Origin of the sequence: Streptomyces sp. NPDC053513, assembly GCF_044544765.1 — a bacterium.
GTDB classification, from domain to species: domain Bacteria; phylum Actinomycetota; class Actinomycetes; order Streptomycetales; family Streptomycetaceae; genus Streptomyces; species Streptomyces litmocidini.
Genome location: NZ_JBITXP010000027.1, coordinates 72,831 through 96,942 on the forward strand (window position 1 = coordinate 72,831; position 24,112 = coordinate 96,942).

The 24,112-nt window shown below is 72.3% G+C and carries 27 protein-coding genes; 15 read left to right on the forward strand and 12 right to left on the reverse strand.

The features are described from left to right. Positions 1–65: 65 nt before the first annotated feature. On the reverse strand, positions 66–995 hold the full coding sequence (murQ, locus tag ACIGW4_RS31900; RefSeq protein ID WP_123454134.1) for an N-acetylmuramic acid 6-phosphate etherase: 930 nt from the start codon (positions 993–995) through the stop codon (positions 66–68). 49 nt (positions 996–1,044) lie between these two features. After that, complete coding sequence (locus ACIGW4_RS31905; RefSeq protein WP_123454136.1) at positions 1,045–1,962, reverse strand: MurR/RpiR family transcriptional regulator; 918 nt, start codon at positions 1,960–1,962, stop codon at positions 1,045–1,047. Positions 1,963–2,214: 252 nt separating this feature from the next. Between ACIGW4_RS31905 and ACIGW4_RS31910 the strand changes: the two genes are divergently transcribed. Together ACIGW4_RS31910 and ACIGW4_RS31915 are read left to right on the forward strand one after the other, a co-directional pair. After that, entirely contained in the window at positions 2,215–2,571 is a 357-nt protein-coding gene (locus tag ACIGW4_RS31910) for a hypothetical protein (RefSeq protein WP_123454138.1), read from the forward strand. 13 nt (positions 2,572–2,584) lie between these two features. Beyond that, positions 2,585–2,854, forward strand: a complete 270-nt coding sequence (locus ACIGW4_RS31915) for a DUF4031 domain-containing protein (protein WP_123454140.1) — start codon at positions 2,585–2,587, stop codon at positions 2,852–2,854. A 12-nt stretch (positions 2,855–2,866) separates the two neighbouring features. Here the strand turns inward: ACIGW4_RS31915 and ACIGW4_RS31920 are convergent, their stop codons facing one another. From ACIGW4_RS31920 to ACIGW4_RS31945, 6 genes are all read right to left on the reverse strand, one after another. Continuing rightward, entirely contained in the window at positions 2,867–4,213 is a 1,347-nt protein-coding gene (locus tag ACIGW4_RS31920; RefSeq protein WP_359591846.1) for a hemopexin repeat-containing protein, read from the reverse strand. A 79-nt stretch (positions 4,214–4,292) separates the two neighbouring features. Next, the gene (locus tag ACIGW4_RS31925) at positions 4,293–4,523 is read right to left on the reverse strand and encodes a hypothetical protein (protein WP_399584577.1); all 231 of its coding nucleotides are present in this window, start codon (positions 4,521–4,523) and stop codon (positions 4,293–4,295) included. Positions 4,524–4,595: 72 nt separating this feature from the next. After that, positions 4,596–4,796 carry a hypothetical protein gene (locus ACIGW4_RS31930; RefSeq protein ID WP_123454148.1) on the reverse strand — a complete coding sequence of 67 codons (201 nt, stop codon included), beginning with the start codon at positions 4,794–4,796 and terminating at the stop codon, positions 4,596–4,598. Positions 4,797–4,879: 83 nt separating this feature from the next. Next, positions 4,880–5,080, reverse strand: a complete 201-nt coding sequence (locus ACIGW4_RS31935; protein ID WP_123454150.1) for a hypothetical protein — start codon at positions 5,078–5,080, stop codon at positions 4,880–4,882. A 36-nt stretch (positions 5,081–5,116) separates the two neighbouring features. Further along, positions 5,117–5,305, reverse strand: a complete 189-nt coding sequence (locus ACIGW4_RS31940; protein ID WP_123454152.1) for a hypothetical protein — start codon at positions 5,303–5,305, stop codon at positions 5,117–5,119. A 33-nt stretch (positions 5,306–5,338) separates the two neighbouring features. Next, entirely contained in the window at positions 5,339–7,873 is a 2,535-nt protein-coding gene (locus tag ACIGW4_RS31945; protein ID WP_399584579.1) for a S8 family serine peptidase, read from the reverse strand. Between the two features lie 417 nt (positions 7,874–8,290). On the opposite strand from ACIGW4_RS31945, the gene ACIGW4_RS31950 reads away from it, so the two are divergent. Beyond that, a complete protein-coding gene (locus tag ACIGW4_RS31950) occupies positions 8,291–8,890 on the forward strand; it encodes a BTAD domain-containing putative transcriptional regulator (RefSeq protein WP_398713851.1) in 600 nt (199 codons plus the stop codon). A gap of 52 nt (positions 8,891–8,942) precedes the next feature. Here ACIGW4_RS31950 and cpt read toward each other — a convergent pair whose 3' ends face one another. From cpt to ACIGW4_RS31970, 4 genes are all read right to left on the reverse strand, one after another. Beyond that, complete coding sequence (gene cpt / locus ACIGW4_RS31955) at positions 8,943–9,476, reverse strand: chloramphenicol phosphotransferase CPT (protein ID WP_399584582.1); 534 nt, start codon at positions 9,474–9,476, stop codon at positions 8,943–8,945. A 19-nt stretch (positions 9,477–9,495) separates the two neighbouring features. After that, a complete protein-coding gene (locus ACIGW4_RS31960) occupies positions 9,496–10,068 on the reverse strand; it encodes a dihydrofolate reductase family protein (RefSeq protein ID WP_123454158.1) in 573 nt (190 codons plus the stop codon). A 105-nt stretch (positions 10,069–10,173) separates the two neighbouring features. Beyond that, on the reverse strand, positions 10,174–11,391 hold the full coding sequence (locus ACIGW4_RS31965; RefSeq protein WP_185094772.1) for a Cmx/CmrA family chloramphenicol efflux MFS transporter: 1,218 nt from the start codon (positions 11,389–11,391) through the stop codon (positions 10,174–10,176). Positions 11,392–11,549: 158 nt separating this feature from the next. After that, on the reverse strand, positions 11,550–12,209 hold the full coding sequence (locus tag ACIGW4_RS31970) for a hypothetical protein (RefSeq protein WP_399584585.1): 660 nt from the start codon (positions 12,207–12,209) through the stop codon (positions 11,550–11,552). Positions 12,210–12,431: 222 nt separating this feature from the next. Here ACIGW4_RS31970 and ACIGW4_RS31975 point away from each other — a divergent pair, with 222 nt between their 5' ends. From ACIGW4_RS31975 to ACIGW4_RS32030, 12 genes are all read left to right on the forward strand, one after another. After that, the gene (locus tag ACIGW4_RS31975) at positions 12,432–13,868 is read left to right on the forward strand and encodes an MFS transporter (protein WP_399584588.1); all 1,437 of its coding nucleotides are present in this window, start codon (positions 12,432–12,434) and stop codon (positions 13,866–13,868) included. Positions 13,869–13,976: 108 nt separating this feature from the next. Next, the gene (locus tag ACIGW4_RS31980; RefSeq protein ID WP_399584590.1) at positions 13,977–15,146 is read left to right on the forward strand and encodes a trans-sulfuration enzyme family protein; all 1,170 of its coding nucleotides are present in this window, start codon (positions 13,977–13,979) and stop codon (positions 15,144–15,146) included. Between the two features lie 89 nt (positions 15,147–15,235). Then, a complete protein-coding gene (locus ACIGW4_RS31985; RefSeq protein ID WP_399584592.1) occupies positions 15,236–15,775 on the forward strand; it encodes a MaoC family dehydratase in 540 nt (179 codons plus the stop codon). Between the two features lie 73 nt (positions 15,776–15,848). Then, positions 15,849–16,691 carry a class I SAM-dependent methyltransferase gene (locus tag ACIGW4_RS31990; protein ID WP_399584594.1) on the forward strand — a complete coding sequence of 281 codons (843 nt, stop codon included), beginning with the start codon at positions 15,849–15,851 and terminating at the stop codon, positions 16,689–16,691. Beyond that, entirely contained in the window at positions 16,688–17,731 is a 1,044-nt protein-coding gene (locus tag ACIGW4_RS31995; protein WP_123454171.1) for a class I SAM-dependent methyltransferase, read from the forward strand. Before ACIGW4_RS31990 ends, ACIGW4_RS31995 begins: the two co-directional genes overlap by 4 nt. A gap of 20 nt (positions 17,732–17,751) precedes the next feature. Next, positions 17,752–18,645, forward strand: coding sequence for a diiron oxygenase (locus ACIGW4_RS32000; protein ID WP_123454173.1), 894 nt, complete (start codon positions 17,752–17,754; stop codon positions 18,643–18,645). Positions 18,646–18,681: 36 nt separating this feature from the next. After that, positions 18,682–19,572, forward strand: a complete 891-nt coding sequence (locus ACIGW4_RS32005; RefSeq protein ID WP_398713841.1) for a hypothetical protein — start codon at positions 18,682–18,684, stop codon at positions 19,570–19,572. Between the two features lies 1 nt (position 19,573). Beyond that, a complete protein-coding gene (gene acpS / locus ACIGW4_RS32010) occupies positions 19,574–20,029 on the forward strand; it encodes a holo-ACP synthase (RefSeq protein WP_123454177.1) in 456 nt (151 codons plus the stop codon). 17 nt (positions 20,030–20,046) lie between these two features. After that, positions 20,047–20,298, forward strand: coding sequence for an acyl carrier protein (locus ACIGW4_RS32015; RefSeq protein WP_123454179.1), 252 nt, complete (start codon positions 20,047–20,049; stop codon positions 20,296–20,298). Further along, positions 20,295–21,503 (forward strand): methionine adenosyltransferase, encoded by a 1,209-nt coding sequence (gene metK / locus ACIGW4_RS32020; RefSeq protein WP_123454181.1) that lies wholly within the window; start codon positions 20,295–20,297, stop codon positions 21,501–21,503. Before ACIGW4_RS32015 ends, metK begins: the two co-directional genes overlap by 4 nt. 5 nt (positions 21,504–21,508) lie before the next feature. After that, positions 21,509–22,492 (forward strand): carbohydrate kinase family protein, encoded by a 984-nt coding sequence (locus tag ACIGW4_RS32025; RefSeq protein WP_399584598.1) that lies wholly within the window; start codon positions 21,509–21,511, stop codon positions 22,490–22,492. Continuing rightward, the coding region (locus ACIGW4_RS32030; RefSeq protein ID WP_399584600.1) for a homocysteine S-methyltransferase family protein at positions 22,489–24,112 on the forward strand (1,624 nt) is incomplete at its 3' end. The genes ACIGW4_RS32025 and ACIGW4_RS32030, both read left to right, overlap by 4 nt.

Consider the following 24,112-nt stretch of genomic DNA (forward strand, 5'->3'; position numbering starts at 1 on the left):
GGTGACGACGGTGACGACGGTGACGACGGTGACGAGGGCGACGAGGGTGACGGGCCGGGTCGGGGTCACTCGGCGGGCGTGTGCAGCGCCGCGCGCAGGTGACCCTCGGAGGCGGTCAGTCGCTCGGCGGCCGTGGGGGCGTCGATGTCGGCGAGGATCATGAGGATGGCGTTCTTCACCTCGCCGTCGGCGGCGGCGAGCGCGGTCTCGATCTGCTCGTCCGGCGCTCCGGTGGCCAGGGCGACGATCCGCCGCGAGCGGGCCTGGAGCTTGTCGTTGGAGGCGCGGACGTCGACCATCAGGTTTCCGTACGTCTTGCCGAGGCGGATCATCGTGAGGGTCGAGATCATGTTGAGGACGAGCTTCTGGGCGGTGCCCGCCTTGAGGCGGGTGGAGCCGGTGAGGAGCTCGGGCCCGGTGACGACCTCGATGCCGTGCTCGGCGGCGGCGGCGAGCGCGCTGTCCTCGTTGCAGGCGAGGCCGATGGTCAGCGCGCCCTGGGCGCGGGCGTGTTCGACGGCGCCGACGGCGTACGGGGTGCGGCCGGAGGCGGAGACGCCGACGACGGTGTCGTCGGCGGTGAGGCCGAGCGCGGTGAGGTCCGCGACCGCGAGTTCCTTGGAGTCCTCGGCGCCCTCGACGGCCTTGACCATGGCGGTGGGACCGCCCGCGATGAGGCCGACGACCTGCGTCGGGTCGGTGTTGAAGGTGGGCGGGCACTCGCTGGCGTCGAGGACGCCGAGGCGGCCGGCGGTGCCCGCGCCCAGGTAGATCAGGCGTCCGCCGCGGGCCATGCGGGCGGCGGTGGCGTCGATGGCGGCGGCGATCGCGGGGAGCTGCCGCTCGACGGCTTCGGGGACGGTCCGGTCCTCGTCGTTCATGAGGCGGGCGATGTCCAGCGTCGGGAGCCGGTCGATCTCGGCGAGTTCGGGGCGGAAGGCCTCGGTGGTGAGGGTGGCGAGCTGGGCGCGGAGTTCGGAGTACGTGGTGGGCACGGGGGCTCTTTCGGTACGGCGGCGTCGTCGGCGCCGGTGAACGTCTGGATCAGCGGGTGCGGGGGGAGTGGCGGTGGGCGAGGGCCTCGTACGAGGCGGCGAGGGCGGGGGCGGCCGTCTCGTACGTGCGCTGGGTGACGCAGGTGAACAGACAGTCCACGACCAGGAGTTGGCTGGTGCGGGACGACATGGCGGCGGGGCGCAGTTCGCTCTCGCGGGCCGTGGAGGTGGTCAGGACGTGGTCGGCGTACTGGGTGACGGGGCCGTCCGGGCGGCCGGTGATGGCGACCGTGGTGGCGCCGTGGTCGAAGGCCACGCGCAGGGGTTCTATGACGTCGCCGGTGGAGCCGGAGTGGGTGATGGCGATGGCGACGTCCCCGGAGCGGAGCTGCACGGCGTTGGTGACGGCGAGGTGCGGGTCGCTGGGGGCGTGGGCGATCAGGCCGATCCGGAGCAGCTTCTGGCCCAGGTCCTGGGCGACGAGGCCGGAGGCGCCGATGCCGTAGATGTCGATGCGGCGGGCGGTGGCGAGGGCGGCGACGGCGGCGCCGAGCTGGACGGTGTCGAGTCCGGCGGCGGTGTCGGCGAGGGTCTGCTGCTCGTCGTAGGCCAGCTTGGCGACGACGTCGGCGACGGGGTCGTCGACGGCGATGTCGGCGGTGACGGCCGGGGCGCGGCCGGACTGCTGCTGGGCGGCCAGGCCGGCGAGGGCGAGGCGGAGGTCGCGGTAGCCGGGGTAGCCGAGGAGCCGGGCGGTGCGGACGACGGTCGCCTCGCTGGTGCCGGTGAGCTCGGCGAGGCCGGTGACCGTGAGGGCGGCGCAGCCGGCCGGGTCTCCGGCGACGGCCTCGGCGACCCGCTGCATGGAGCGGGTCATGGACGGCGCGAGGGTCCGCACCTTGGCCGCGAGGGCGGCGGGGGCGGGGGGCGCGTCGCCGGTGAAACTTTCCTTCACGTCATTGGTCACACGTGAAAGCTACTTTCGGGAGGGTGGGGGGACAAGACCCCGTGGGCCCTCTTCGGCTCCGGACCGGCCTCTCTCCGGCTCCGGACCGGCCCCTCTCCGGTCCCGGAGCGGCCTCCCTCCGGTCCCGGAGCGACCTCCCTCCGTCCCGAAGCGGCCTCCCTCCGTCCCGAAGCGGCCCCTCTCCGCCCCGGAACCGGAGCGGTCCTTCCCCCTTCCTCCTCCCCGGCACGCCCGCCGGGGGACAATGTGTCCATGGACGACATCGACCCCGTGGAGCAGGCGCTGCACGCCGCTCGCGCGCTGGTTCTGGCCGACCTCGCGGCCCGGCAGGTGGCCGCTGCCCAGGTCGTGTCGATGGTGGAGGACGCGGTGACCCACCGGCGCTGGTGGGTCGAGCAGTGGCCCGAGGGGGTGTCGTACGTCGCCGGGCTCGTCGCCCAGGACGTGCAGGACGCCCTGCTCGAACGGTACGGACGCTGGCCGCTCTGCCCGGTCTGTTCCTCGGGCGACCCGCACGCCCTCGACGTGGAACCGGAGCTCGGCCCCGACCCGCACTGGGTCTGCGGCAAGCAGGGCGTGGTGGTGGCCCCGGTGGGGGGCCTGACGTGACGGGAGCCGGCGAGTGACCCTCTACATCGACCCGCCGACCTGGCCGGGCCACGGCCGCATGTGGTCGCACCTGGTCAGCGACGTCTCCTTCGAGGAGCTGCACGCCTTCGCCGCCTCGATCGGCGCCCCGCCGCGCGCCTTCGAGCGGGACCACTACGACATCCCCTCCGACCGGTACGCGGACGCGGTGGCGGCGGGCGCGGTCGAGGTCGGCTCGAAGGAGCTGCTCCGCCGCCTCACGAAGGCGGGTCTGCGCCGCCCGAAGGGCCGCCCGGTCGCCTGAGGCGGGTGCCGTTCACGGCAGGACGGTGACGCCGACCTGCATGTGGACGTGGTCCTGGTGGGCCTGGCGGAGCGCGGCGTTGGCGCTGCCGGCGGGAGCGTCCGGGGCGTAGTCCGGGTAGATCACGAAGCCGGTGCCGCCCAGTTCCGGCATGGGCCACTTGTTGGCCGGTCCGATCGCCGTGGCCTCGCACTCGAACGTGGCGAACCGGAAGGCGGTCGTGAAGAGCCCGTACCCGAGGGCGTCCGTGGCGGGGCTGATGCGGACCTTGACGCCGGGCGGGCGCGGCAGGTTGCCCCAGTCCTTCTTCACCGACCGGGTGAAGGCCGCACCGTCCGATTGGCCGGCGAAACCCGAGAGGTCGAGCGCGCGGCCCTGGTTGTGGCAGTCCTTCAGGTTCGGTCCGCCGTGCCCGATGCCCAGGTGGAGGAGCTCGGCGACGTCCGGCGCCGAGGAGTCGATCCAGCGGGTGAGGCGGTACAGCGCGATCAGCATGGACTGGTCGAGGTTGTCGATGACGGCGGACGCGGGGGCGATCTGGTTCGTGTAGCGGACCGTGCCGAACGACGGCGGGCTCACCACGACCCGCTGTCCCGGTTTCGGCGACACGATCCCGGCCGGGCCGTCCACGAAGGCCGGGCTCTTCAGGGTCAGCACGCCCCGCCGGACCAGGTCGGCCATCAGCTGGTTCGCCTGGACGGCGGTCAGCAGCCGGGCCGGGGCCAGGGCTCCGGGCGGGGTGGGCGCGAGGCGGAAGGAGGCGTCCAGGGAACCGCTCGCGTCCACCCGGTCGGCGTCCACGTCGAAGCGCTGGAACTCCTCGCCGCGGAAGAAGTAGGCGAACCGGCCGCCCGGGTGGACGACGGCGTCCACGCCCTCGGTGAAGAGCCCGGTCCAGTTGCCCGCGATCGTACGGGGATAACCGGGGTCCACCCGGTCGGCGGTGATGTCGTACCGCACGTACGAGTCGCCCTTGAAGAAGTACAGCTTGCCGTTCCCCCAGTTCACGGCCGCGTCGACGCCCGTGCGCCAGTCGGTGCCGCCGCCCGAGCCGTCGGGCATCCCCGCCCAGCCGAACGCGACGGTGAACGGGTCGTCGGGCACCAGGTACTCGGGGTCGACCCGGTCGGCGACGGCGTCGTACCGGAAGTAGACGTCCTCCGTGAAGGCGTAGGCCTTCCCCGCGCCCCACCAGACGAAGGCGTCCGGCGAGCGGGGCAGGCCGCTCCAGCGGCTGATCGGAAGGCCGGCCTCCTCGAGGCCGCCCGTGACCGAGTCGTACCGGTCGTAAGTGTCGTCGGCGTGGAACAGATACGTCTTGTCGTTCGGCCAGGAGACGGCCGACCTCACTGTGGTCATCGCGGTCTCGGCTCCTTCCCGCGGGGGCGGGCCGCTCGGCGGGCGGCCCGCCCCCTTCCCTTCCCTCACGAAGGTCTCGTCACAGGACGCCGGTCCACCGGCAGCCCGTCGGCGCGCACTGCCAGCCGCGGCCGTAGTCGTGGCCGAGCGGCCGGGGGTCGGACGGCAGCGAGCCGAAGTTGCCTCTCGGCTGCTTGTGCACCCGCTGCAAGGTCCCGTCGACGTCCACGAACGTGACGACGATGCGGTACGGCGGGTAGTGCTCCCGCCGGTCCACCGCCGGCACCTGTTTCGGCAGATCGAGTCGCATGGTTCTTCCTCGGACGGGGCGGGACCGGGCCGGTCACGGGGGCGCGGCGCGGTCCCGCCGATGGCGCGGGACTCAGAACGGCAGGACCTGGCTGAGGAGGCCGCCCAGGAACCCGCTGGCCGCCGCACCGCCGGAGGCGTCGGCGCCCTCGGGGTGCTTGCCGCGCTGGACGGGTGCGGACTGCTGCGGCAGTTGGAGCCGGAGCTGTCCCGGCGCGGAGCGGCGGGCCGTCTCGACGCCGCCCTCCTGGTGGGCTTCGGTCTCGTTGAACATGGTGCGCTCCTTTCCTTTCGTCTCCTGCGGGGGAGCGGGAGGTCCTCATCCGGGACGTCTGGTGGTCTCCGGGGTACGGGGCCTCAGATCGGGATGATGTCGCCCAGCAGGCTGCCCAGCAGGCCGCTGGCCGCCGCGCCGCCGGAGTCGTCGGCGCCCTCGGGGCGCTTGCCGCGCTGGACGGGTGCGGACTGCTGCGGCAGCTGGAGCCGGAGCTGTCCGGCGGCGGACCGGCGAGGCGTGTCACCGCCGGTCTCGGGGGTGGTGTGGGTCTCGTCGAACATGACGGTTTCCTTTCCTCTCTCTTCCGCTCCGGGCCGTCAGACGTAGACGCCGTGGCCGGCGTAGCACATCTGCCGGGCGGGGCCGGTCATGGTGGCGCAGGAGGACATGGCTGCCTCGGCGCCGGTACGGGCGTCCCGGGCTCCGGGCGCGTGGCCCTCGCGCCGCACGGGACGGGCTTGGAGCGGCACGGCTCCCGGACGGTGGTCTCCGCGTCGGGTGTCCATGGCGGTGTCTCCTCTCGGTGGTCGGCGGACGCCTCAGAACGAGCCGAGGAACGTGTGGACCGGGGCGAGGGTGACCGGCAGTTCGTCGCTCACGTCGACGGTGAACAGGTACGAGAGCCGGGACCTGCGGTCGTCCTCCGGGTCGTAGAAGGTCACGGTCACGTCCTGGCAGTCCGAACCGACCCTGCAGTACGGGCTCTTGGTGACGGTGATCGTGTCGAGCGCGTACAGGTTCATCGTCGAGCCCGGCACCTTGTTCGCCGACAGCAGGCCTTCCTTGATCTTGTCCCCGAACAGGAAGGCGTTGGTGCCCATGAAGTTGAGCGCGCGGTCGGCGGAGGTCTGCCCCAGGTTGCGGAACTGGTAGTAGATCTTGTCGAGGAAGGCGCGGATCGTCAGCTTCAGCTGTGCGTCGTCACGGACCTGTACCCGCTGCTGCTGCATGGGCGGGGTCGGGGGCGGCACGGCGGGCTGCGCGGCGCCGGGCTGCGCGGCATCGGGCTGCGCGGCGTCGGGCTGCGCGGCGTCGGGCTGCGCGGGGTCGGACGGCGTGGCGTCGGGCTGCGTGCCGTCGGTTTGATCGGCACCGGTGTCCTTCATGACCTGGTCGAAGACGGCGTCGACGAGTGCCGCCTCGTTCCAGGTGTAGAGACCGCGGCTCTTCACCTCGACCACCGGCACGATCTGGCCGGAGTAGAGGCGCGTGGTGCGGTTGGTGAGGACGCCGGGCACGGAGACGCGGGAGATGTATCCGGCGCGCTCGTCCTCGTCGTCCGGGTCGAGGGCCTGGCCGAAGATGGCATCACGGAAGACCCGGTACACCGTCGACACCGGCGGGTTGGCGAGCATCCTGAACAGGTCGGCGTCCGCCTTCCCTTCCTCGGCCGCGATGCGGTCCGGTGCCTTGCGGAGGCTCTGGGCCTGCACGGGCGGGACGAGCGGCTCGCTCCAGTCCATGCCGGCGGACGGCTCGGCCTCCAGGGCGTACACCGTGGCGCCGTCCATCATGAGCGTCCAGGTGACCTTGTCGGAGGCCCACGGGTTGGTCGCGAGGTAGTCGCGGAGCTGACGGGGGTTGTACGGGTCGGGCGCCTGCTCGACGGCCTTGCCGCCGACCTCCGTCGGGTAGTACGGCATCGACTGCCGGAAGCTGTCCCGGCGCGCCTCGGTCGGGTAGTCGAAGCCGATGGTGCCGATGGCGTAGACCAACTGCCGTGGGGACGCGCCGCCCTCGCCGCCGCAGCTGCACGAGGCCGGGTCGCCGCCGCAGCCACAGGCGGGGCGCACACCGGCGCTCGTTGTGGTGTGAGAGGCGTGAACTGGGGGCGCAGTGAGGGTTGGTGCGGTGGTCGCGGCCGGTGCGGCCGCCGCCACGGCGGGAACCGGGGCCACCGGGGCCGGGGCGGACGCCTGGACCGGTGCCGCCGCGGGCGGCGCCGACGGGACCGACGGGGCCGACGGGGCCGGGGGTACCGGCGGGACCGGGGGCGGGGGAGGCGCGCCGCCGTCGGCGGCGATGCCCGCCGGTACGGGCGGGGCCGCCGGTGCGGGGGCCACGGGCTGCGCGGGCGCGGCGGGCGTTCCGTACGGGCCGGGAGCCTCGTGCCCGGCCGGGGCGACGTGCGGCGCCAGGGCCTCTGACGGCGTGGGGGCGGCTGCGGGAGTGGTCACGGCTGTCTCCTCTTTGCTGGTGACGAAGGCGAGAGCCCGGACGGCGTCCAGGCTGCCGCCGAGCCCGCGGCGGCAGGCCGGGGCGTCCGGGTCGGCGCAGTCGGCGGGTGCGGTGGCGGTCGAGAGCAGCGCCTGACCGGCGGCCCTCGGGTCCGCGTCCCCGCCGCCGGCCAGCTGGGCCGCGACGAGCAGGGCCGCCGTACCGGCCACGAGGGGGGTGGCGAAGCTGCTGCCCGTCAGGGAGGCGAGGCCGCCGCCGGGAGCGGCTCCCTCGATGTCCTGTCCGGGGGCGAGGATCCCGTGGGTCCGGTAGGCGCCGCCCCAGTTGCTGATGTCGAGCGGGGTGCCGTCGGCCGCGGCGGCGCCGACGGCCAGGACGGAGGGGACGGCGGCCGGGACCTGGAGGGTGTCGGCCCCGTCGTTCCCGGCGGCGGACACGACCAGGACGCCCCGGTCCTCGCAGAGCCGCAGGGCCCGTTCGAGGAGGGCGTCGGCCTGGCCGGCGTCGGTCCGTTCGCCGCCGCTGATGTTGACGATGTTCGCGCCCTCCTCGACGGCGCGTTCGATGGCACGGGCCAGGTCCATCTGGGGGATCCGGCCGCTTCCGCCGTCGCGGAAGACGGGGAGGACCAGGCCGCGGCAGCGTGGCACGAGCCCCGTGACGGGGGAGCCGGGCATCCCGAACAGGAGGCTGGCCACATGGGTGCCGTGCAGGGACATCGGGCCGGGCCCGGCGGGGTCCTGCACCAGCGTGGTCAGGCGCGTGAGGTCCGCACCGGCGAAGCAGGGGTGGGACAGGTCCACGGGGCCGTCGAGCAGAGCGACGCACACCCGGGGGTCGCCGTACGGCCCGTCCGGTCGTGGGCGGAGTTCTCCCAGGATCGCCCGAGGCTTCATCTCGGTCCTGCCTTCCGTGCCCGGGGGCACCGCGCGGGAAAAGGTCTGCTCCCGACTCTGGAAGGCCGTCGTCGGCGGTTCGTCACCCGGAATGTGCAAGCGGCGTCCGCCGAGCGTTTCCAGGGTGTTGCCGATCCGTTCGAGGGGGCGTTTGGTGGCCGGTCAGCCCCGGTGGAACGGCGGACGGGCCGCGTTCCGAAAAATGTCGCGGACCGGGTGGCGCGGCGTGGCGGACACGTACGGCCGGGGTTCTGACGTGCGGACGAGCGGATGCGTGATCCACCGCCCGGTTGCACAGTGAGGGATGTGTCATCGAACGGCGTATACCTCGAACTGCTCGGGGCCTTCGAGCTCTCTTACGCCGGATGCCGCATCCCTCTCCCCTCAGGCGCACAGCGTCTGCTGGCGCTTCTCGCCGTGCACACGTCCGGCGTGTACCGGGGTGCGGCAGCCGAGCGGCTCTGGCCCGACTGCAGCCCGACCAGGGCTTCGGCGAACCTCAGGACCGCCCTGTGCCACGGGCGGCGCGCGGGTCCGCTGACGACGGTGGAGTGCGTGGACCGGCGGCTGCGGCTCGCACCGGTGGTGGAGGTGGACCTGCACCGTGCGCGGTGCAGGGCCCAGGACGCGATAGGCGACCGCCGGTCGCCCGAGGATCCCGAGGACCTCGCGGCCACGTTCGGGGAGGAGCTGCTGCCGGAGTGGCCGGACGAGTGGCTGGAAGTGGAGCGGGAGCGCTGGGACCAGCTGCGGCTGCACGCCCTGGAGGGGCTGGCGCAGCGGCTGCGGCGGGACGGGGAGTATCTGGCGGCGCTGCAGACGGCGCTGACGGCCACGCAGATCGACCCGTTCCGGGAGACGGCGCACCGCATCCTCATAGAGATCCACATCGCGGAGGGCAACAGGGCCTGTGCGATGAAGTGCTACAAGGAGTACCAGCGGTTGCTGAGGCGGGAGTTGGCGGTGGACCCCTCCCCGCTCATGACCCGGCTGGTCGAGGACCTCACCTCGGCGTGAGGGTCGTCCCGGCTCGAAACGGCCGCTCTGGGGCCTCGCCCCGGTGCGGATGTCACCCCAGTCTGGCCGCGATGGCGCGGGCGCACTCCAGGGACTCGGCGTGTGTCGTGTCGACCTCCACGTCGTACTCCACGCCCGCGTGCACCATCAGCGCCTGCTGTGCGGCCATTCCGACGGTCCGGTCCCCGCGGGCGAGCTCGCGGCCCGCGGCGACCGTGGTCTCGCAGTGGACGCCGACCCACAGCACGGGCAGGTCGCCGAGGGCCTCGCGCCAGCGCTGCTGGGAGGCGGCGCCGCCGAGGAAGACGTCGTCCACGATGATCCTGGCACCGGCCCTGGCCATCGCCGCGAGCCCGCCGGCCCAGGCGGCCTCCAGGGCCCGGAAGTCGGCACCGACGCTGACGCCGCCGTCGGCGTCGAAGACGATGCCGGAGTCCGCCGACTGCATCCTCGCGGGCAGCGCGTCGACGAACGAGTCGACGCCGAACGCCAGCCACGGGTCCGGCAGTACGGACTGCAGGCACCGCACGATGCCGGACTTCCCCGCGCTGGAACCGCCGTTGATGATGATCAGCCGTGTCGACACGGGCGTCGTCCCGGGCACGTCAGCGGACGACGTCGAACACGTTCTTCTGCAGGCCGTTCGCGTAGGCCTCGTGCTCGACCAGCTTCAGCTTCTGCGTGTCCTTGTCCGTGGTGCTGAAGAGGCGCTTGCCCGCGCCGAGCAGGAGCGGGAAGACGAGCAGGTGGTACCGGTCGATCAGGCCGGCGTCCGAGAGGGCCTGGTTCAGGGAGGCGCTGCCGTGGACGATGATCGGACCGCCCTCGGTCTCCTTGAGGGCGGCGACCTCGTCGAGCGAGCGCAGGATCGTCGTCTCGCCCCAGTTCGACACGAGGTCGTCCTCGGTGAGGGTGGTGGAGACGACGTACTTCGGCATCGCCTTGTAGTCGGCGAACTCCTCCATGTCGGGCCACACGGGGCTGAACGCCTCGTAGCTGGTCCGGCCCAGCAGCATCGCGGACGCCTCCTTCTGCTCGCGGCCCTTGATCTCGAACGCCTCGGGGAGGAACTCGACGTCCTTGAAGGTCCAGCCGGAGTTGCGGTAGCCGGGCTCGCCGCCCGGCGCCTCCACGACGCCGTCGAGCGAGATGAAGGCGGTGCTGATCAGGGTGCGCATCTGGGGTTCCTCGGCTTCCGGTGTCCTGTGTGGGCAGTCATGACGTACGACCGGTGATCATGGCAAAACTCATCGCCCGCCGCCGCCTTCTTTTCGATGGACTCCTCAGCAGGACGCCCCGGCCTGCCGCTCCCGCTCCCGATTCTCCCTGGCCTGGCCCGAAGTCACCACCCGGGACGGCGACTTGTGGAGCTTGAGGGCGACCGCCGCGGTGGCGAGGCCCAGGGCGGTCATGGCCGCGCCCGCCCAGGCCGTGGAGGCGTAGCCGAGGCCGGCATCGATGACGGTGCCGCCGAGCCAGGGGCCGCCGGTGTTGCCGAGGTTGAAGGCGGCGGTGGTGGTGGCGCCCGCGAGGGTGGGGGCGGCGCCGGCGACGTTGAACATCCGGGCGTTGAGGGCCGGGGCGGTGTAGAAGGCGGAGACGCCGAGGAGGAAGGCGAGCAGGACCGTGACGACGGGGCTGGACGCGAAGAGGGCCAGGGCCGTCAGGAAGACGGTCGAGGCGGCGATGCCGCTGAGCAGCACCCCGAAGAGGTGGGCGTCGGCGACGCGCCCGCCGATCGTCGTACCGACCAGGGCGCCGATGCCGAAGAGCCCGAGGACGGCCGAGACCCAGCTCTCGTCGAGCCCGGAGACGTCGGTGAGGAGCGGGGCGAGGTAGGAGAAGGCGCAGAACACGCCGCCCGCGGCGAGCGCGGTGACCGTGACGGAGAGGAGGACCTGCCGGTCGCGGTAGATGGACAGCTCCCGCTTGAGGCGGGGCCTGGTCTCGGGGAGGGGGATGTGCGGGATGCGGGCGACGACCCCGACGAGCGCGATCGCGGAGGCCGCGCCGACCGCCCAGAACGCCGAGCGCCAGCCGAGGTGCTCGCCGAGGAACGCGCCGGCGGGGACGCCGAGGACGTTCGCGATGGACAGGCCGCCGATCATGACGGCCATCGCCTTGGCGCGGGACCCGACCGGGACCATCGCGATGGCGACGGCCGCGCCGACCGCCCAGAACCCGGCGCAGGCGAGCGCGCTCACGACGCGGGAGGCGAAGAGGACGGCGTAGTTCGGGGCCAGCGCGCCGGCGATCTGCCCGAGGCCGAAGACGGTGATGAGGGCGACGAGCGTCGTCTTGCGGGGGAGCCGGAGCGTCGCGGCGGCGAGCAGCGGCGCGCCGACGACCATGCCGATGGCGAAGGCGGAGATGAGGAGTCCGGCGCGGGGGATGGAGACGCCCATGTCCTCGGCGATGGGCGGCAGGAGCCCGGAGAGCATGAACTCGCTCGTGCCGAGGGCGAAGACGGACAGGCCGAGGATGTAGACGGCCAGGGGCATACGGGTGGGGGGTACGGAGGGGGCGGCGGTCGCGGGGGAGGTCGTGTGCTCGGCTGAGGAAGACGGCATGACATGCGTCAACCCCTGCTTTGTGCCTGTCATTCCGTGCTCGCAGGACTTCTCGGGATGCGAGACGCTCCCCCGTTCCCCTCCTCCGGTCAGCCCGCCAGCTCCGCCAGTTCCCGTTCCAGGTTCTCCCGGGCCCGTTCCTCCCAGACCGCCGCGCCGTAGGGGGTGCGGAAGAGGCGGGGGAGGCCGAGGAGTTGGCGCAGGACGGCGGCGCGGCCTTCGCGGAAGGCGTCGGCGGGGACGAAGGAGTACTCCTCGCGGACCGCCGCCGCATACCCCCCGTACGTATCGGGGTCCGTGGCCAGGATCGCGAGGTCGGCGTCGCAGAGGGTCTCGCCGTTGAGGTCGCCCGGGTCCGGGTCGTGGGTGGTGGTGAGGCGGACCAGGCGGGCCACCTCGGCGACCTCGTGCGGGGTGAGGCCGGCCTCGGTGAGGGCCTTCTCGGCCAGGGCGGCCGAGCGCTCCTCGTTCTCCGAGCGCTCGGGGCGGTAGACGGCGTCGTGGAACCAGGCGGCGAGCCGTACGAGCTCCAGCTCGCCGCCCTCCCCGCCCTGGTCGGCGAGCTCGTCGATGCGGTCGAGGACCGCCCGGAGGTGGGTGACCGTGTGGTAGCGGCGCTGGGGCTCGGCCCAGCGGGACAGCAGGTTCCGGCCGTACGGGGCGGGGTCGGGGCCCTCGCGGCCGGCGCGGGCGGCGAGCAGGGTGGTGTTCCAGCGCTGGAGCAGGGCGGGGTCCTGGTCTGCGGTCATGGGGGCATTCTGCCCGGCCGGGGGCGCGGAGCGGGCGCTTCCCGCGCGCCGCCGTACGTGCGGAGCGGGTGCGGAGGCAGTGCTTCCCGCCCGCCGCCCCATGCGCGGAAGCAGGGCCTCCCATGCGTTCCCCTCACCCTTACATACCCCCCATGGGTATGCTACGGTGCTCCGCACAGGTACCCCCTAGGGGTATGCAGCAGCGAGTGAAGGGTCAGGGCAATGTCAACCGTCAATCCCCGGCGCTGGTGGGCACTTGTCGTGCTCGCCGCCGCTCAGTTCATGGTCATCATGGACACCTCGATCATCGGGGTCGCGCTCCCCGAGATGCAGAAGGACCTGGGCTTCTCGCAGAGCGAGCTCCAGTGGATCTTCAACGCGTACGTGATCGTCTTCGGCGGCCTGCTGCTCCTCGGCGGACGCCTCTCCGACCTCGTCGGAGCCCGGAAGATCTTCGTCTCCGGCTGGGCGGTCATGATCGCCGGCTCGGTCGTGGCCGCGGCCGCGCAGACCGCCTGGGTCGAGATCGTCGGCCGCGCCGTCCAGGGCGTCGGCGGCGCGCTGATCGCGCCCTCCGCCATGACCCTGCTCATGATGCTCTTCATGCACGACCCGAGGGAGCTCGGCAAGGCGATGGCGCTCTACGGCGCCGCGGCCCCCGCCGGCGGCACCGCGGGCGTCTTCCTCGGTGGCGTCTTCACCGAGTGGGTGAGCTGGCAGTGGGTCTTCATCATCTACATCCCGATCGGCCTCGCGACCCTCGCCGCCACCAAGCTCCTCCCGAACGTCGAGTCCCGCCGCGGCTCCGTCGACGTCCTCGGCGCCGTCGCGGTCACCGCCGGCCTCGCGCTCGCCGTCTTCGCCGTCGTCCGCGCCCCCGAGGTCGGCTGGGGCGCCACCGCCACCATCCTGGAGCTGGCCGGCGCCGCCGTCCTGCTGGTCCTCTTCTTCGTGATCCAGAAGAGCATCCGCGAGCCCCTCATGCCGCTCAGCGTCTGGCGGGTCCCGCGCCTGGGCTCGGCCAACCTGGCCATGACGCTGCTCGGCGCCGCGTGGATCCCGATGTGGTACTTCCTCAACCTGTACCTCCAGCAGGTCCTCGGCTTCGGCGCCTTCGAGTCCGGTGCCGCGCTGCTCCCGATGACCGTGCTCCTCATGATCTTCATGACGGCCATCACGGCCCGGCTCATGATGAAGGTCGGCGCCAAGCCGCTCATCGCGGGCGGTCTGCTGGTCCTCGCCGCCGGTCTGGTCTGGCTGGCCGCCGTCGAGCCCACCGGCACCTTCCTGGTCGACGTCCTGCCGGCCTCGCTGGTCGCCGCGCTCGGCATGTCCCTCGCCTACATCCCGACGATGATGACCGCCATGTCCGGCGCCCCGCAGGAGCAGGCCGGTCTCGCCTCCGGCATCGTCAACACCACCTACAACGTGGGCTCCGCGCTCGGTCTCGCCGCGCTCACCGCCGTCGCCATGTCGCAGGGCGCCGACCAGCTCGGCAACCTGCCGAAGCTGACGGACGGCTTCTCCTCCGCCTTCGTCGGCGCCGCGATCATCGCCGCCGTCGGCGGTGTGGCCACCCTCCTCGTCATGAAGGGCGACAAGGCGGTCGCGGCCGGGGCCGCCGCCCCCGCCCCGCAGGGCGAGAAGGTCGCGGCCTGATCGGAGGAGCCTGATCGGAAGAGCCTGATCAGAAGACAGAAGGGGCCGCCCGATGTCCGTTCCACCGGACGTCGGGCGGCCCCTTTCCCGTACCCAGGAAGGAACGCCGTGGAGCTCAACACCCGTGCCGTGCACATCATCAACGAACCTTTCCAGAGCGGAAGTTGGCCGCTCTCCGTCCCCCTCGTCCAGTCCTCCGCCTTCGCCTTCGACTCCGCCGCCGAGCTCGCCGGGGCGATGGCCGACCCCGACGGCCGGTACGTCTACAGCCGTCGTGGCAACCCGACCGTCCGGGCCCTGGAGCAGACCCTCGCCGGCCTCGAAGGAGGGGAGGGGGCCATCGCCTTCGCCTCCGGCATGGGCGCCCTCAGCGGGGTGCTCCTCGCCCTCCTGCGGCCCGGCGACCGGGTGGTCGCCCAGCGCTGCCTGTACGGGGGGACGCACGCGGTCCTGTCGGACCTGGCCGAGCGGTACGGCATCGAGGTCGTACGGATATCCGGCGACGACCCGGGCGAGCTGGAGGCCGCCGCCGTCCACCCCGCCACCCGGCTCCTCGTCCTGGAGACGATCGCCAACCCCACCGGCCAGGTCCCGGACCTGCCCGGACTGCTCGCCGCGGCCCGCGCCCTCGGGGTGACGAGCCTGGTCGACAACTCGCTCGCCTCGCCCGTGCTGTGCCGCCCCCTGGAGCTCGGCGCCGACGTCGTCGTGCACTCCACGACCAAGTACCTCTCCGGGCACTCGGACGTCCTCGGCGGCGCCGCCGTCTTCGCGGACGACGGGCTGCGCCGCCGGGTCTGGCCCCGCACGGTCGAACTCGGCGCCTGCGCCGACCCGTTCGCGGCCTGGCTCACCCTGCGCGGGATCCCCACGCTGCCGCTGCGGATGCGCGAGCACTGCGCCAACGCCGCGGCCCTCGCCGAACTCCTCGCGGCCCGCCCCGGCGTCACGGCCGTCCACTACCCCTGGCGCGCCGGCCACCCCTCGTACGACACCGCCCGGAAGGTCCTCGCGGGCGGCGGCGGACTGCTCTCCTTCGAGCTCGCCGGGGGCCGGGAGGCGGGCCGGGCCTTCGTCGAGCGCGTACGGCTCGCGAAGCTCGCGCTCTCGCTCGGCGGCGTGGAGACGCTGGTGGCCCATCCGGCGTCCACCTCCCACCGCGAGCTGGACGCGGACGCCCTCGCGGCGGCGGGGATCGCTCCCGGGCTCGTGCGGATGTCCGTCGGCATCGAGGACGCCGAGGACCTCTGGTCCGACGTCGAACAAGCGCTGCCGTGAGCCTTCTTTTGGGTTGACAAAATAAATGACTGATTCGTAGATTGGGTGATGCCAGGAAACGCAGACTCCTAGGTCAAGGGGGGCGCGCGATGCGCTACTTCGAGGACTTCCGGCCCGGCGACGTCCACGAACTGGGCACCGTCACCGTCACGACGGAGGAGGTGCTGGAGTTCGGCAGGCGCTTCGACCCGCAGCCCTTCCACACGGACCCCGAGCTCGCCAAGGACTCCCCGTTCGGCGGTCTGATCGCGAGCGGGTTCCACACCCAGTCGATGTTCATGCGCCGCTACGTCGACGGACTGCTCGCCTACAGCGCCTGCACGGGCTCGCCCGGCATCGACGAGGTCCGCTACCTGCGGCCCGTCCGCCCGGGCGACGTCCTCACCGCCCGCGTCGAGATCCTCGGCGCCACCCCGTCGCCGTTCCAGCCCGCCACCGGCACCGTCAAACCGCGGTGCACGCTCGTGGCCCCCGACGGGACGGCCGTGTTCAGCATGATCCTGCACAGCACCTTCCGCCGGCGCCCCGCCGACGCCGAGGCCGGCCATCTGTCGTCGATGCCCGCGGCCGAGGACCCCGTCGCCTGCGCGCGACCGGCCAAGACCTGCGCCCCGGCCATGAGCGCCTGACGGACCGTCCGTCCGACGGGCCCCTGAACACGGCCGTCCGAATCTCCGTAACCCAAGTGAAGGGGGACCTCCTGTGGAGGCCGTATCCCGCACCGCCCAGTGGACCGCCGCCGCGCGCGCCCTGGAGACCGAGCGCGAGGACCGGCTGTTCGCCGATCCCTACGCGCGCACCGTCGCCGACGAGATCGGCTTCGAACTGCTCGCGCGCTACGACGGGGGCGGCATCGTGCCGTTCCTCGCCATCCGCACCACCTACCTCGACCGGGCCATCGTGAAGGCGGTGGAGGAGCGCGGCATCCGGCAGGTCGTCTTCCTCGCCGCCGGCATGGACACCCGCTTCTTCCGGCTGCCCTGGCCCGACGGCGTCACCGTCTACGAACTCGACCGCCCGGCCCTCCTGGAGGCCAAGGCCGAGATGCTCGAGGACGAGCCGCAGCCCGCCGGCCGCACCCGGGTCCCGATCCCGGTCGACCTCACCCAGGACTGGACCGGACCCCTGAAGGAGGCCGGCTGGAAGAGCGAGGAGCCGGTCCTGTGGGTGGTCGAGGGCCTGCTGTTCTTCCTGCCCGAGCAGGCCGTCCGCACCCTCATCTCGACCCTGTCCGCGCACGCCGCGCCCGGCTCCGTGCTGCTCGGCGACGTCATCTCGAAGTCCGCCCTGGAGAACCCGCTGGCCCGCACCTTCATGAGCGCGCTCAAGGAGGACGGCAACCCGTGGCTCTTCGGCACCGAGGAGCCCGAGGCGCTGCTCGCCGACTGCGGCTGGGCCGTGCGCGAGGTCAAGCAGCCCGGTGAGGACGGCGCCGCCTTCGACCGCTGGCCCTACCCGGTGCCGGACCGCTCCGTGCCGCGCGTCCCCCGCTCCTTCCTGTTCACCTGTGATCTGCCGACGTACGAGGAGGAGCAGGCCGCATGAGCGCCCACGACTTCCACCAGCGCGTCATCACCGACGCGGGCGCGGCCGTCCGCGGCCTGACCGTCGCCCTCGGCGAGCGCCTCGGCCTCTACAGGGCCCTCGCCTCCGAAGGCCCCCTGACCGCCGGACAGCTCGCCGAGAAGACCGGCACGAACGAGCGGTACGTCGAGGAGTGGCTGCACGCCCAGCTCTCCGCCGGGTACGTCGAGCGGCACCCCAGCTCCCTCACGTACACGCTCCCCGCCGACCACGTCGAGGTCCTCGCCGACCCGAAGGCCGTCACCTACGCCGCCGGGTTCTTCACCGCCCTCAAGGCGCTGTACGCCACCGAGGACCTGCTCGTCGAGGCGTACCGCACCGGCGACGGCGTCGGCTGGGCCGAGCACGACGCGGCCCTCGACACCGGCATGGGCTCCTTCTTCCAGCCCACCTACGAGCACAAGCTCGTCCCGGACTGGCTGCCGTCCCTCCACGGGGTCACGGAGAAGCTGAGGAACGGCGGCACCGTCGCCGACGTCGGCTGCGGCGTCGGGCACACCACCCTGCTCATCGCGAAGGCCTTCCCGAACGCCACCGTCCACGGCTTCGACTACTCGGAGGAGGCCATCTCGATCGCGCGGCAGCTCGCCGAGGAGGCCGGCCTCTCCGACCGGGTCGTCTTCGAGGTCGCCTCCGCCGACGACTACCCCGGCTCCGGCTACGACCTGGTGTGCTTCTTCAACGCCCTGCACGACATGGGCGACCCGGTGGCCGCCGCCCAGCACGTCCACAAGTCGCTCGACGCGGACGGCACCTGGATGCTCGTCGAGTCCAACGTCTCCCCGCAGGACGTCGACGCCCAGACCCCCGCCGCCCGCATGTTCATGGCCCTGTCCGCCGTGATGTGCCTGCCGGTCGCGGTCGCGCAGCGCGGCCCGCACGCCCTCGGCAACCACTCCGGCGAGAAGGCCTTCCGGGCCATCGCCGAGGAGGCCGGCTTCACCCGCTGGCGGCGCGCCACCGAGACGCCGGTCAACGCGGTCTACGAAGTCCGCCCGTAACCCTCCGAAGGAGCGAGATCATGGGCGTCGCCGCCCCCCTGCCGGTCACCGACCGCTTCATGGAAGTCCTCAGCCGCCTCAGCGAGCGCTCGGTCGAGGACTACTACAACCCGTACCAGACCTTCCAGTGGCCCGAGACGCTGGAGGAGAACCGTTTCTGGATGACGCCGGAGCTGCTCACCGTCCACGGCACCGAGCACTTCGACACCCTCGGCGAGGAAACGCTCCAGCGCCTGTCGAAGTGGGAGTCCATCAACTTCTACAGCCTCAACGTGCACGGCATCCGCGAACTCCTCATCGAGGTCGTCGGCCGCATCCACATGCCCGGCTTCGAGGTCCCCTCGGACTTCTTCCACCACTTCATCGGCGAGGAGAACGAACACATGTGGTTCTTCTCCGAGTTCTGCCGGCGCTACGGCCACAAGATCTACGGCTCCACCGCCATGCGCGCCGACGCCGCCTGGGAGCCCGAGGTCGAGAACTTCCTCGTCTTCACCCGCATCCTCTTCTTCGAGGAGCTCGTCGACCACTACAACTCCCGGATGGCGAAGGACGACACCCTCTGCCACACCATCCGCGAGGTCAACCGCATCCACCACCAGGACGAGTCCCGCCACATCGCCTTCGGACGCGAGCTGGTCTCCCTCCTGTACCAGCGGATGTGCCAGGCCGTGAGCGCCGACCGGGTCCGCGAGGTCGAGGCGTACCTCAAGCGGTACGTCGTCTACAGCATCAACTCCCTCTACAACCCGCACGTCTACCGCGACGCCGGCATCGCCGACCCGCTGGCCCTGCGCAACGCCCTGGTCGCCGACGAGCGCCGCCGCCCCCACGAGCGCAAGGCGATCCGCAAGCCGCTCGCCTTCTTCCTGAAGACCGGGATCTTCTCCGACGACACCCTGCCCGTCGTCTGAGCTCCAGGAACCTCCCACCCGAGAGGTGCACCGACCATGACCACGACGACCCCCGAGCAGAACGTCGGGGAGACCAGGGGCCTGCCCTCGCTCGGCCCGGAGGGGACCCGCCTGCTGCGGCTCCTCGACGACACCTTCGAGGGCTGGGGAGTGACCGCGGGCGCCCGCCCGATGACCATGCCCCCGCTCCTGCCCGCCGCCGACCTGGCGAAGCTCGACTACTACGACAACTTCCCCCACCAGGCCGTCGTCGCCGCCCCGCTCGACCTGGAGCGCCGCGCGACCACGCCCTTCGACACCACCGCCGGCCGCTTCCCGAGCGACGCGCTCGAACCCGCCGCGCTCGGCCTGCCCTCGGCCTCCTGCTACGCCGTCTACCTCGACCACCAGGGCACCCGGGTCGCGGACGACACCCTCGTCACCATCTGCTCCTGGTGCTTCCGCAAGGAGACCCACTACGAGGGAATGCGGCGCCAGCTCGGCTTCCGCATGCGGGAGGTCGTCGCGATCGGCTCGCGCGAACACGCCGAGACGCACCTCGCGGACTTCACCACCCGCATCCAGGCCTTCGCCGCGGCGCTCGACCTGCCGCTGCGCAAGGAGGCCGCCTGCGACCCCTTCTTCGACAAGGGCAGCTCCAAGGCGGTCCTCCAGCGGCTCACCCCGGTGAAGTACGAGTTCCTGTACGAGGACCTGGCGATCGCCTCGGTCAACACGCACCGGAACTTCTTCGGCGACCGCTGCGACATCACCCTCGCGTCGACCGGCGGCCCCGCCTTCACCAGCTGCGTCGCCTTCGGCCTGGAGCGCTGGCTGTCCGCGCTGACCCGGCGCCACGGCAGCTGGGAGACCGCCACCCGGGCGGTGCGCGACGCCTCCCGCCGGGTGTCGGCCGGTGCGAGCGGCGCGGCCGGGCCGGTGATCTGACGTGCCGGCCCGTCCCGCCGCCCCGCCGGCGGGCGGACTGGGGTGGGCGAACCTCGGCATGGACATCGTGTCCGTCAACCGTGTCCGCAGGCTCCTCGCCCAGTACGGGGAGCGGTTCTTCGAGCGGATGCTCACCCCCGGCGAGCTCGCCGACTGCCGCACCTCCTCCGGGCTCGACGTCCTGAGCCTGTGCGGGCGGATCGCGGCGAAGGAAGCGGCGTTCAAGACCTTACGGGTCCGAGGCAGGTTCCTGCCGTGGCCGGACATCGTCGTGCGGCGCTCCGAGGGCGGCTGGCCGCTCGTGGAGCTGCACCGGACGGCCGCCGAGATGGCCGCGGAGTCCGGCATCACCGAGATCACCGTGTCCATCAGCCACGACGTGGACTACGCGGTCGCGGTCGCGGCGCCGATCATCGCCCCCACCCCCTACGTATCCAGCATCCCCAACGAGCAGTAGCGAAAAGGAGAGCAACCATGGCCGACGGCCTGCAGACGGTGAAGAACTGGATCCTCGAGCGTCACCCCGAGCGCGACGACATCGCGCCCGACCTCGACCTGATCGAGAACCGGCTCATCGACTCGCTGTCCTTCGTCGAGTTCGTCTTCCTCCTGGAGCAGGAGAGCGGCACCGCCATCCAGATGGAGACCCTGGAGGTCGACTCCATCCGCACCCTCGGCGCCATCGAGCAGCACTTCTTCAAGACCCCGGTGGAGGTCCAGGCATGAGCCGCCGCCTCTTCACCTCGGAGTCCGTGACCGAGGGCCACCCCGACAAGATCGCCGACCGGATCAGCGACACGATCCTCGACGCCCTGCTCGCCGAGGACCCGCACTCCCGGGTCGCCGTCGAGACCCTGATCACCACCGGCCAGGTCCACATCGCCGGCGAGGTCACCACCTCCGCGTACGCGCCGATAGCCCAGCTGGTGCGCGACGCCGTCCTCGACATCGGCTACGACTCCTCCGCGAAGGGCTTCGACGGCGCCTCCTGCGGCGTGTCGGTGTCCATCGGCGCCCAGTCGCCGGACATCGCGCAGGGCGTCGACACCGCCCACGAGGCCCGGGTGGAAGGAGTGGAGGACGAGCTGGCGTCCCAGGGCGCCGGCGACCAGGGCCTGATGTTCGGCTATGCCTGCGACGACACGGCCGAGCTGATGCCGCTGCCGATCGCCCTCGCCCACCGCCTCTCCCGGCGGCTCACCGAGGTCCGCAAGGACGGCACCGTGCCCTACCTGCGTCCCGACGGCAAGACGCAGGTCACCATCGAGTACGACGGCGACCGCCCGGTCCGCCTCGACACGGTCGTCGTCTCCTCGCAGCACGCCGCCGACATCTCCGTCGAGGGCCTGCTCACCCCGGACGTCCGCGAGTACGTCGTCGAGCACGTCCTCAAGCAGCTCGTCGAGGAGGGCGTCAGCCTGGAGTCCGACGGCTACCGGCTCCTGGTCAACCCGACCGGGCGCTTCGAGGTCGGCGGCCCGATGGGCGACGCCGGACTCACCGGCCGGAAGATCATCATCGACACGTACGGCGGGATGGCCCGCCACGGCGGCGGCGCCTTCTCCGGCAAGGACCCGTCCAAGGTGGACCGCTCGGCGGCGTACGCCATGCGGTGGGTCGCGAAGAACGTCGTCGCGGCCGGCCTGGCGAAGCGCTGCGAGGTGCAGGTCGCGTACGCCATCGGCAAGGCCGAGCCGGTCGGCCTCTTCGTGGAGACCTTCGGGACGGGCACGCTCCCGGACGAGCGGATCCAGGAGGCCGTGAGCGAGGTCTTCGACCTGCGGCCGGCGGCGATCATCCGCGACCTGGACCTCAAGCGGCCGATCTACGCGGCGACGGCGGCGTACGGCCACTTCGGCCGCGAACTCCCCGACTTCACCTGGGAGCGCACGGACCGGGTGGAGGCCCTGAAGAAGGCAGCGGGGGTCTGAGGGAGATGCGCATCGCTGTCACGGGATCCATCGCGACCGACCATCTGATGACCTTCCCCGGCTGGTTCAGCGAGCAGCTCCTCGCGGACCGGCTCGACCGGGTCTCCCTGTCGTTCCTCGCCGACAACCTGGAGGTCAGGCGCGGCGGAGTGGCAGCGAACATCGCCTTCGGACTCGGTGTCCTCGGCCTGCGGCCCGCCCTCGTGGGCGCGGTCGGCGCCGACTTCGAGCCGTACCGGGTCTGGCTCAAGGACCACGGCGTGGACACCGACTCGGTGCGCGTCAGCGAGTCGCTCCACACCGCCCGCTTCGTCTGTACCACCGACCGGGCCCAGAACCAGATCGCCACCTTCTACGCCGGGGCGATGGCCGAGGCGCGCGAGATCGACCTCCGCGAGGTCGCCGCGCGCACCGGCCGCCTGGAACTGGTCCTGGTCTCCCCGGACGACCCCGAGGCCATGCTCCGGCACACCCGCGCCTGCCGTGACCTGGGGATCCCCTTCGCCGCCGACCCCTCGCAGCAGCTGGCGCGGCTCGACGGGGAGCAGGTGCGGGAGCTGGTGGACGGGGCCCGGTTCCTGTTCACCAACGAGTACGAGACGGCGCTCCTCCTGGAGAAGACCGGCTGGCCGCAGGAGGAGGTCCTGCGCCGCGTCGGCACCTGGGTCACCACCCAAGGCGAGGCCGGCGTCCGCATCCGCGGCGAGGGCCGCGCCACCCTCTCCGTGCCCGCCGTGGAGGTCCCGGCGGTCGTCGACCCCACCGGCGTCGGGGACGCCTTCCGCGCCGGATTCCTCGCGGGGACGCTGTGGGGCGTGCCCGAGCGGTGCGCGGCACAGCTGGGCTGCGCGGTCGCGGCCACCGTCCTCGACTACGTCGGCACGCAGGAGTACCGGCTGCACCGGGACTCCCTCCTGGACCGGATCAGGACGACGTACGGCGTCGGCTGCACGGCGACGCTCGTCACCCACCTGAGGGGGCTGACATGAGGTCCGAGGGGGCTGACACGAGGCCGGCCGAGAGGACTCGCACGAGGCCGTCGCTCAGGGACGAGTTCGCGACGCGGGTCGTCGTCGCCGACGGGGCCATGGGCACCATGCTCCAGGCCGCCGACCCGTCGATGGACGACTTCCGGCAGCTGGAGGGCTGCAACGAGATCCTCAACCTCACGCGCCCCGACATCGTCGCCGCCGTCCACGACGCCTACTTCTCCGTCGGCGTGGACTGCGTCGAGACCAACACCTTCGGGGCGAACCTGGCCGCGCTCGCCGAGTACGGCATCGAGAACCAGGTGTACGAGCTGTCCGAGGCCGGCGCCCGCATCGCCCGCGCCTCCGCCGACGCCCACACGGCCGCCGACGGCCGCCCCCGCTGGGTCCTCGGCTCCATGGGACCCGGCACGAAACTGCCGACCCTCGGCCACGTCACGTACGAGCCGCTCCGGGACGCCTTCCAGCAGAACGCGGAGGGCCTGATCCGCGGCGGCGCCGACGCCCTGCTCGTCGAGACCTCGCAGGACCTGCTCCAGACGAAGGCGGCCGTCATCGGCGCCCGCCGGGCCCTGGACTGGGTCGGCGTGGACCTGCCCGTGATCGTGCAGGTCACCGTGGAGACGACCGGGACGATGCTGCTCGGCTCCGAGATCGGCGCCGCGCTGACCGCCCTGGAGCCCCTCGGCATCGACATGATCGGCCTGAACTGCGCCACGGGCCCGGTGGAGATGGCCGAGCACCTGCGGCACCTCTCCCGGCACGCCCGGATCCCGATCTCGGTCATGCCGAACGCGGGCCTGCCGGTGCTCGGGAAGGACGGCGCCCACTACCCCCTGTCGCCGGGCGAACTGGCCGACGCACAGGAGCAGTTCGTACGGGAGTACGGCCCGGCCCTGGTCGGCGGCTGCTGCGGGACGACCCCGGAGCACCTGCGGGAGATCGTGGCGCGCGTGCGCGGCGCCGCCGTGCTCGACCGCCGGCCGGTCTCCGAACCCGGCGCCGCGTCCCTGTACGGCCACGTGCCGTTCCGGCAGGACACCTCGTACCTGGCGATCGGCGAGCGGACCAACGCCAACGGGTCGAAGAAGTTCCGCGAGGCCATGCTGGAGGGCCGCTGGGACGACTGCGTGGAGATGGCGCGGGACCAGATCCGCGAGGGCGCGCACATGCTGGACCTGTGCGTGGACTACGTGGGCCGGGACGGCGTCGCGGACATGCGGGAGCTGGCGGGCCGTTTCGCCACCGCCTCGACGCTGCCGATCGTGTTGGACTCCACCGAGGTGGACGTCCTGCGGGCGGGTCTGGAGAAGCTGGGCGGCCGGGCCGTCATCAACTCGGTCAACTACGAGGACGGCGACGGACCCGACTCCCGCTTCGCCAAGGTCACGGCGCTCGCGAAGGAGCACGGCGCGGCGCTGATGGCGCTGACGATCGACGAGGAGGGCCAGGCCCGGACGGCCGAGACGAAGGTCGCGATCGCCGAACGGCTCATCGCGGACCTCACCGGCAACTGGGGGATCAGGGAGTCGGACATCCTGATCGACACCCTGACCTTCACCATCTGCACCGGCCAGGAGGAGTCCCGCAAGGACGGCATCGCCACCATCGAGGCGATCC

Bases quoted from the DNA above. Each gene is read 5' to 3' on its own strand.
- ACIGW4_RS31910 (WP_123454138.1), top strand. From the start codon at position 2,215: ATGGACGACATCGACCCCGTGGAGCAGGCGCTGCACGCCGCTCGCGCG.
- ACIGW4_RS32005 (WP_398713841.1), top strand. From the start codon at position 18,682: ATGACCACGACGACCCCCGAGCAGAACGTCGGGGAGACCAGGGGCCTG.
- ACIGW4_RS32000 (WP_123454173.1), top strand. From the start codon at position 17,752: ATGGGCGTCGCCGCCCCCCTGCCGGTCACCGACCGCTTCATGGAAGTC.
- ACIGW4_RS31940 (WP_123454152.1), bottom strand. From the start codon at position 5,305: ATGGACACCCGACGCGGAGACCACCGTCCGGGAGCCGTGCCGCTCCAA.
- ACIGW4_RS32025 (WP_399584598.1), top strand. From the start codon at position 21,509: ATGCGCATCGCTGTCACGGGATCCATCGCGACCGACCATCTGATGACC.
- ACIGW4_RS32015 (WP_123454179.1), top strand. From the start codon at position 20,047: ATGGCCGACGGCCTGCAGACGGTGAAGAACTGGATCCTCGAGCGTCAC.
- ACIGW4_RS31920 (WP_359591846.1), bottom strand. From the start codon at position 4,213: ATGACCACAGTGAGGTCGGCCGTCTCCTGGCCGAACGACAAGACGTAT.
- ACIGW4_RS31930 (WP_123454148.1), bottom strand. From the start codon at position 4,796: ATGTTCAACGAGACCGAAGCCCACCAGGAGGGCGGCGTCGAGACGGCC.
- ACIGW4_RS31995 (WP_123454171.1), top strand. From the start codon at position 16,688: ATGAGCGCCCACGACTTCCACCAGCGCGTCATCACCGACGCGGGCGCG.
- metK (WP_123454181.1), top strand. From the start codon at position 20,295: ATGAGCCGCCGCCTCTTCACCTCGGAGTCCGTGACCGAGGGCCACCCC.
- ACIGW4_RS31985 (WP_399584592.1), top strand. From the start codon at position 15,236: ATGCGCTACTTCGAGGACTTCCGGCCCGGCGACGTCCACGAACTGGGC.
- ACIGW4_RS31935 (WP_123454150.1), bottom strand. From the start codon at position 5,080: ATGTTCGACGAGACCCACACCACCCCCGAGACCGGCGGTGACACGCCT.
- ACIGW4_RS31970 (WP_399584585.1), bottom strand. From the start codon at position 12,209: ATGACCGCAGACCAGGACCCCGCCCTGCTCCAGCGCTGGAACACCACC.
- ACIGW4_RS31960 (WP_123454158.1), bottom strand. From the start codon at position 10,068: ATGCGCACCCTGATCAGCACCGCCTTCATCTCGCTCGACGGCGTCGTG.
- ACIGW4_RS31965 (WP_185094772.1), bottom strand. From the start codon at position 11,391: ATGCCCCTGGCCGTCTACATCCTCGGCCTGTCCGTCTTCGCCCTCGGC.
- ACIGW4_RS31925 (WP_399584577.1), bottom strand. From the start codon at position 4,523: ATGCGACTCGATCTGCCGAAACAGGTGCCGGCGGTGGACCGGCGGGAG.
- ACIGW4_RS31945 (WP_399584579.1), bottom strand. From the start codon at position 7,873: ATGAAGCCTCGGGCGATCCTGGGAGAACTCCGCCCACGACCGGACGGG.
- ACIGW4_RS31975 (WP_399584588.1), top strand. From the start codon at position 12,432: ATGTCAACCGTCAATCCCCGGCGCTGGTGGGCACTTGTCGTGCTCGCC.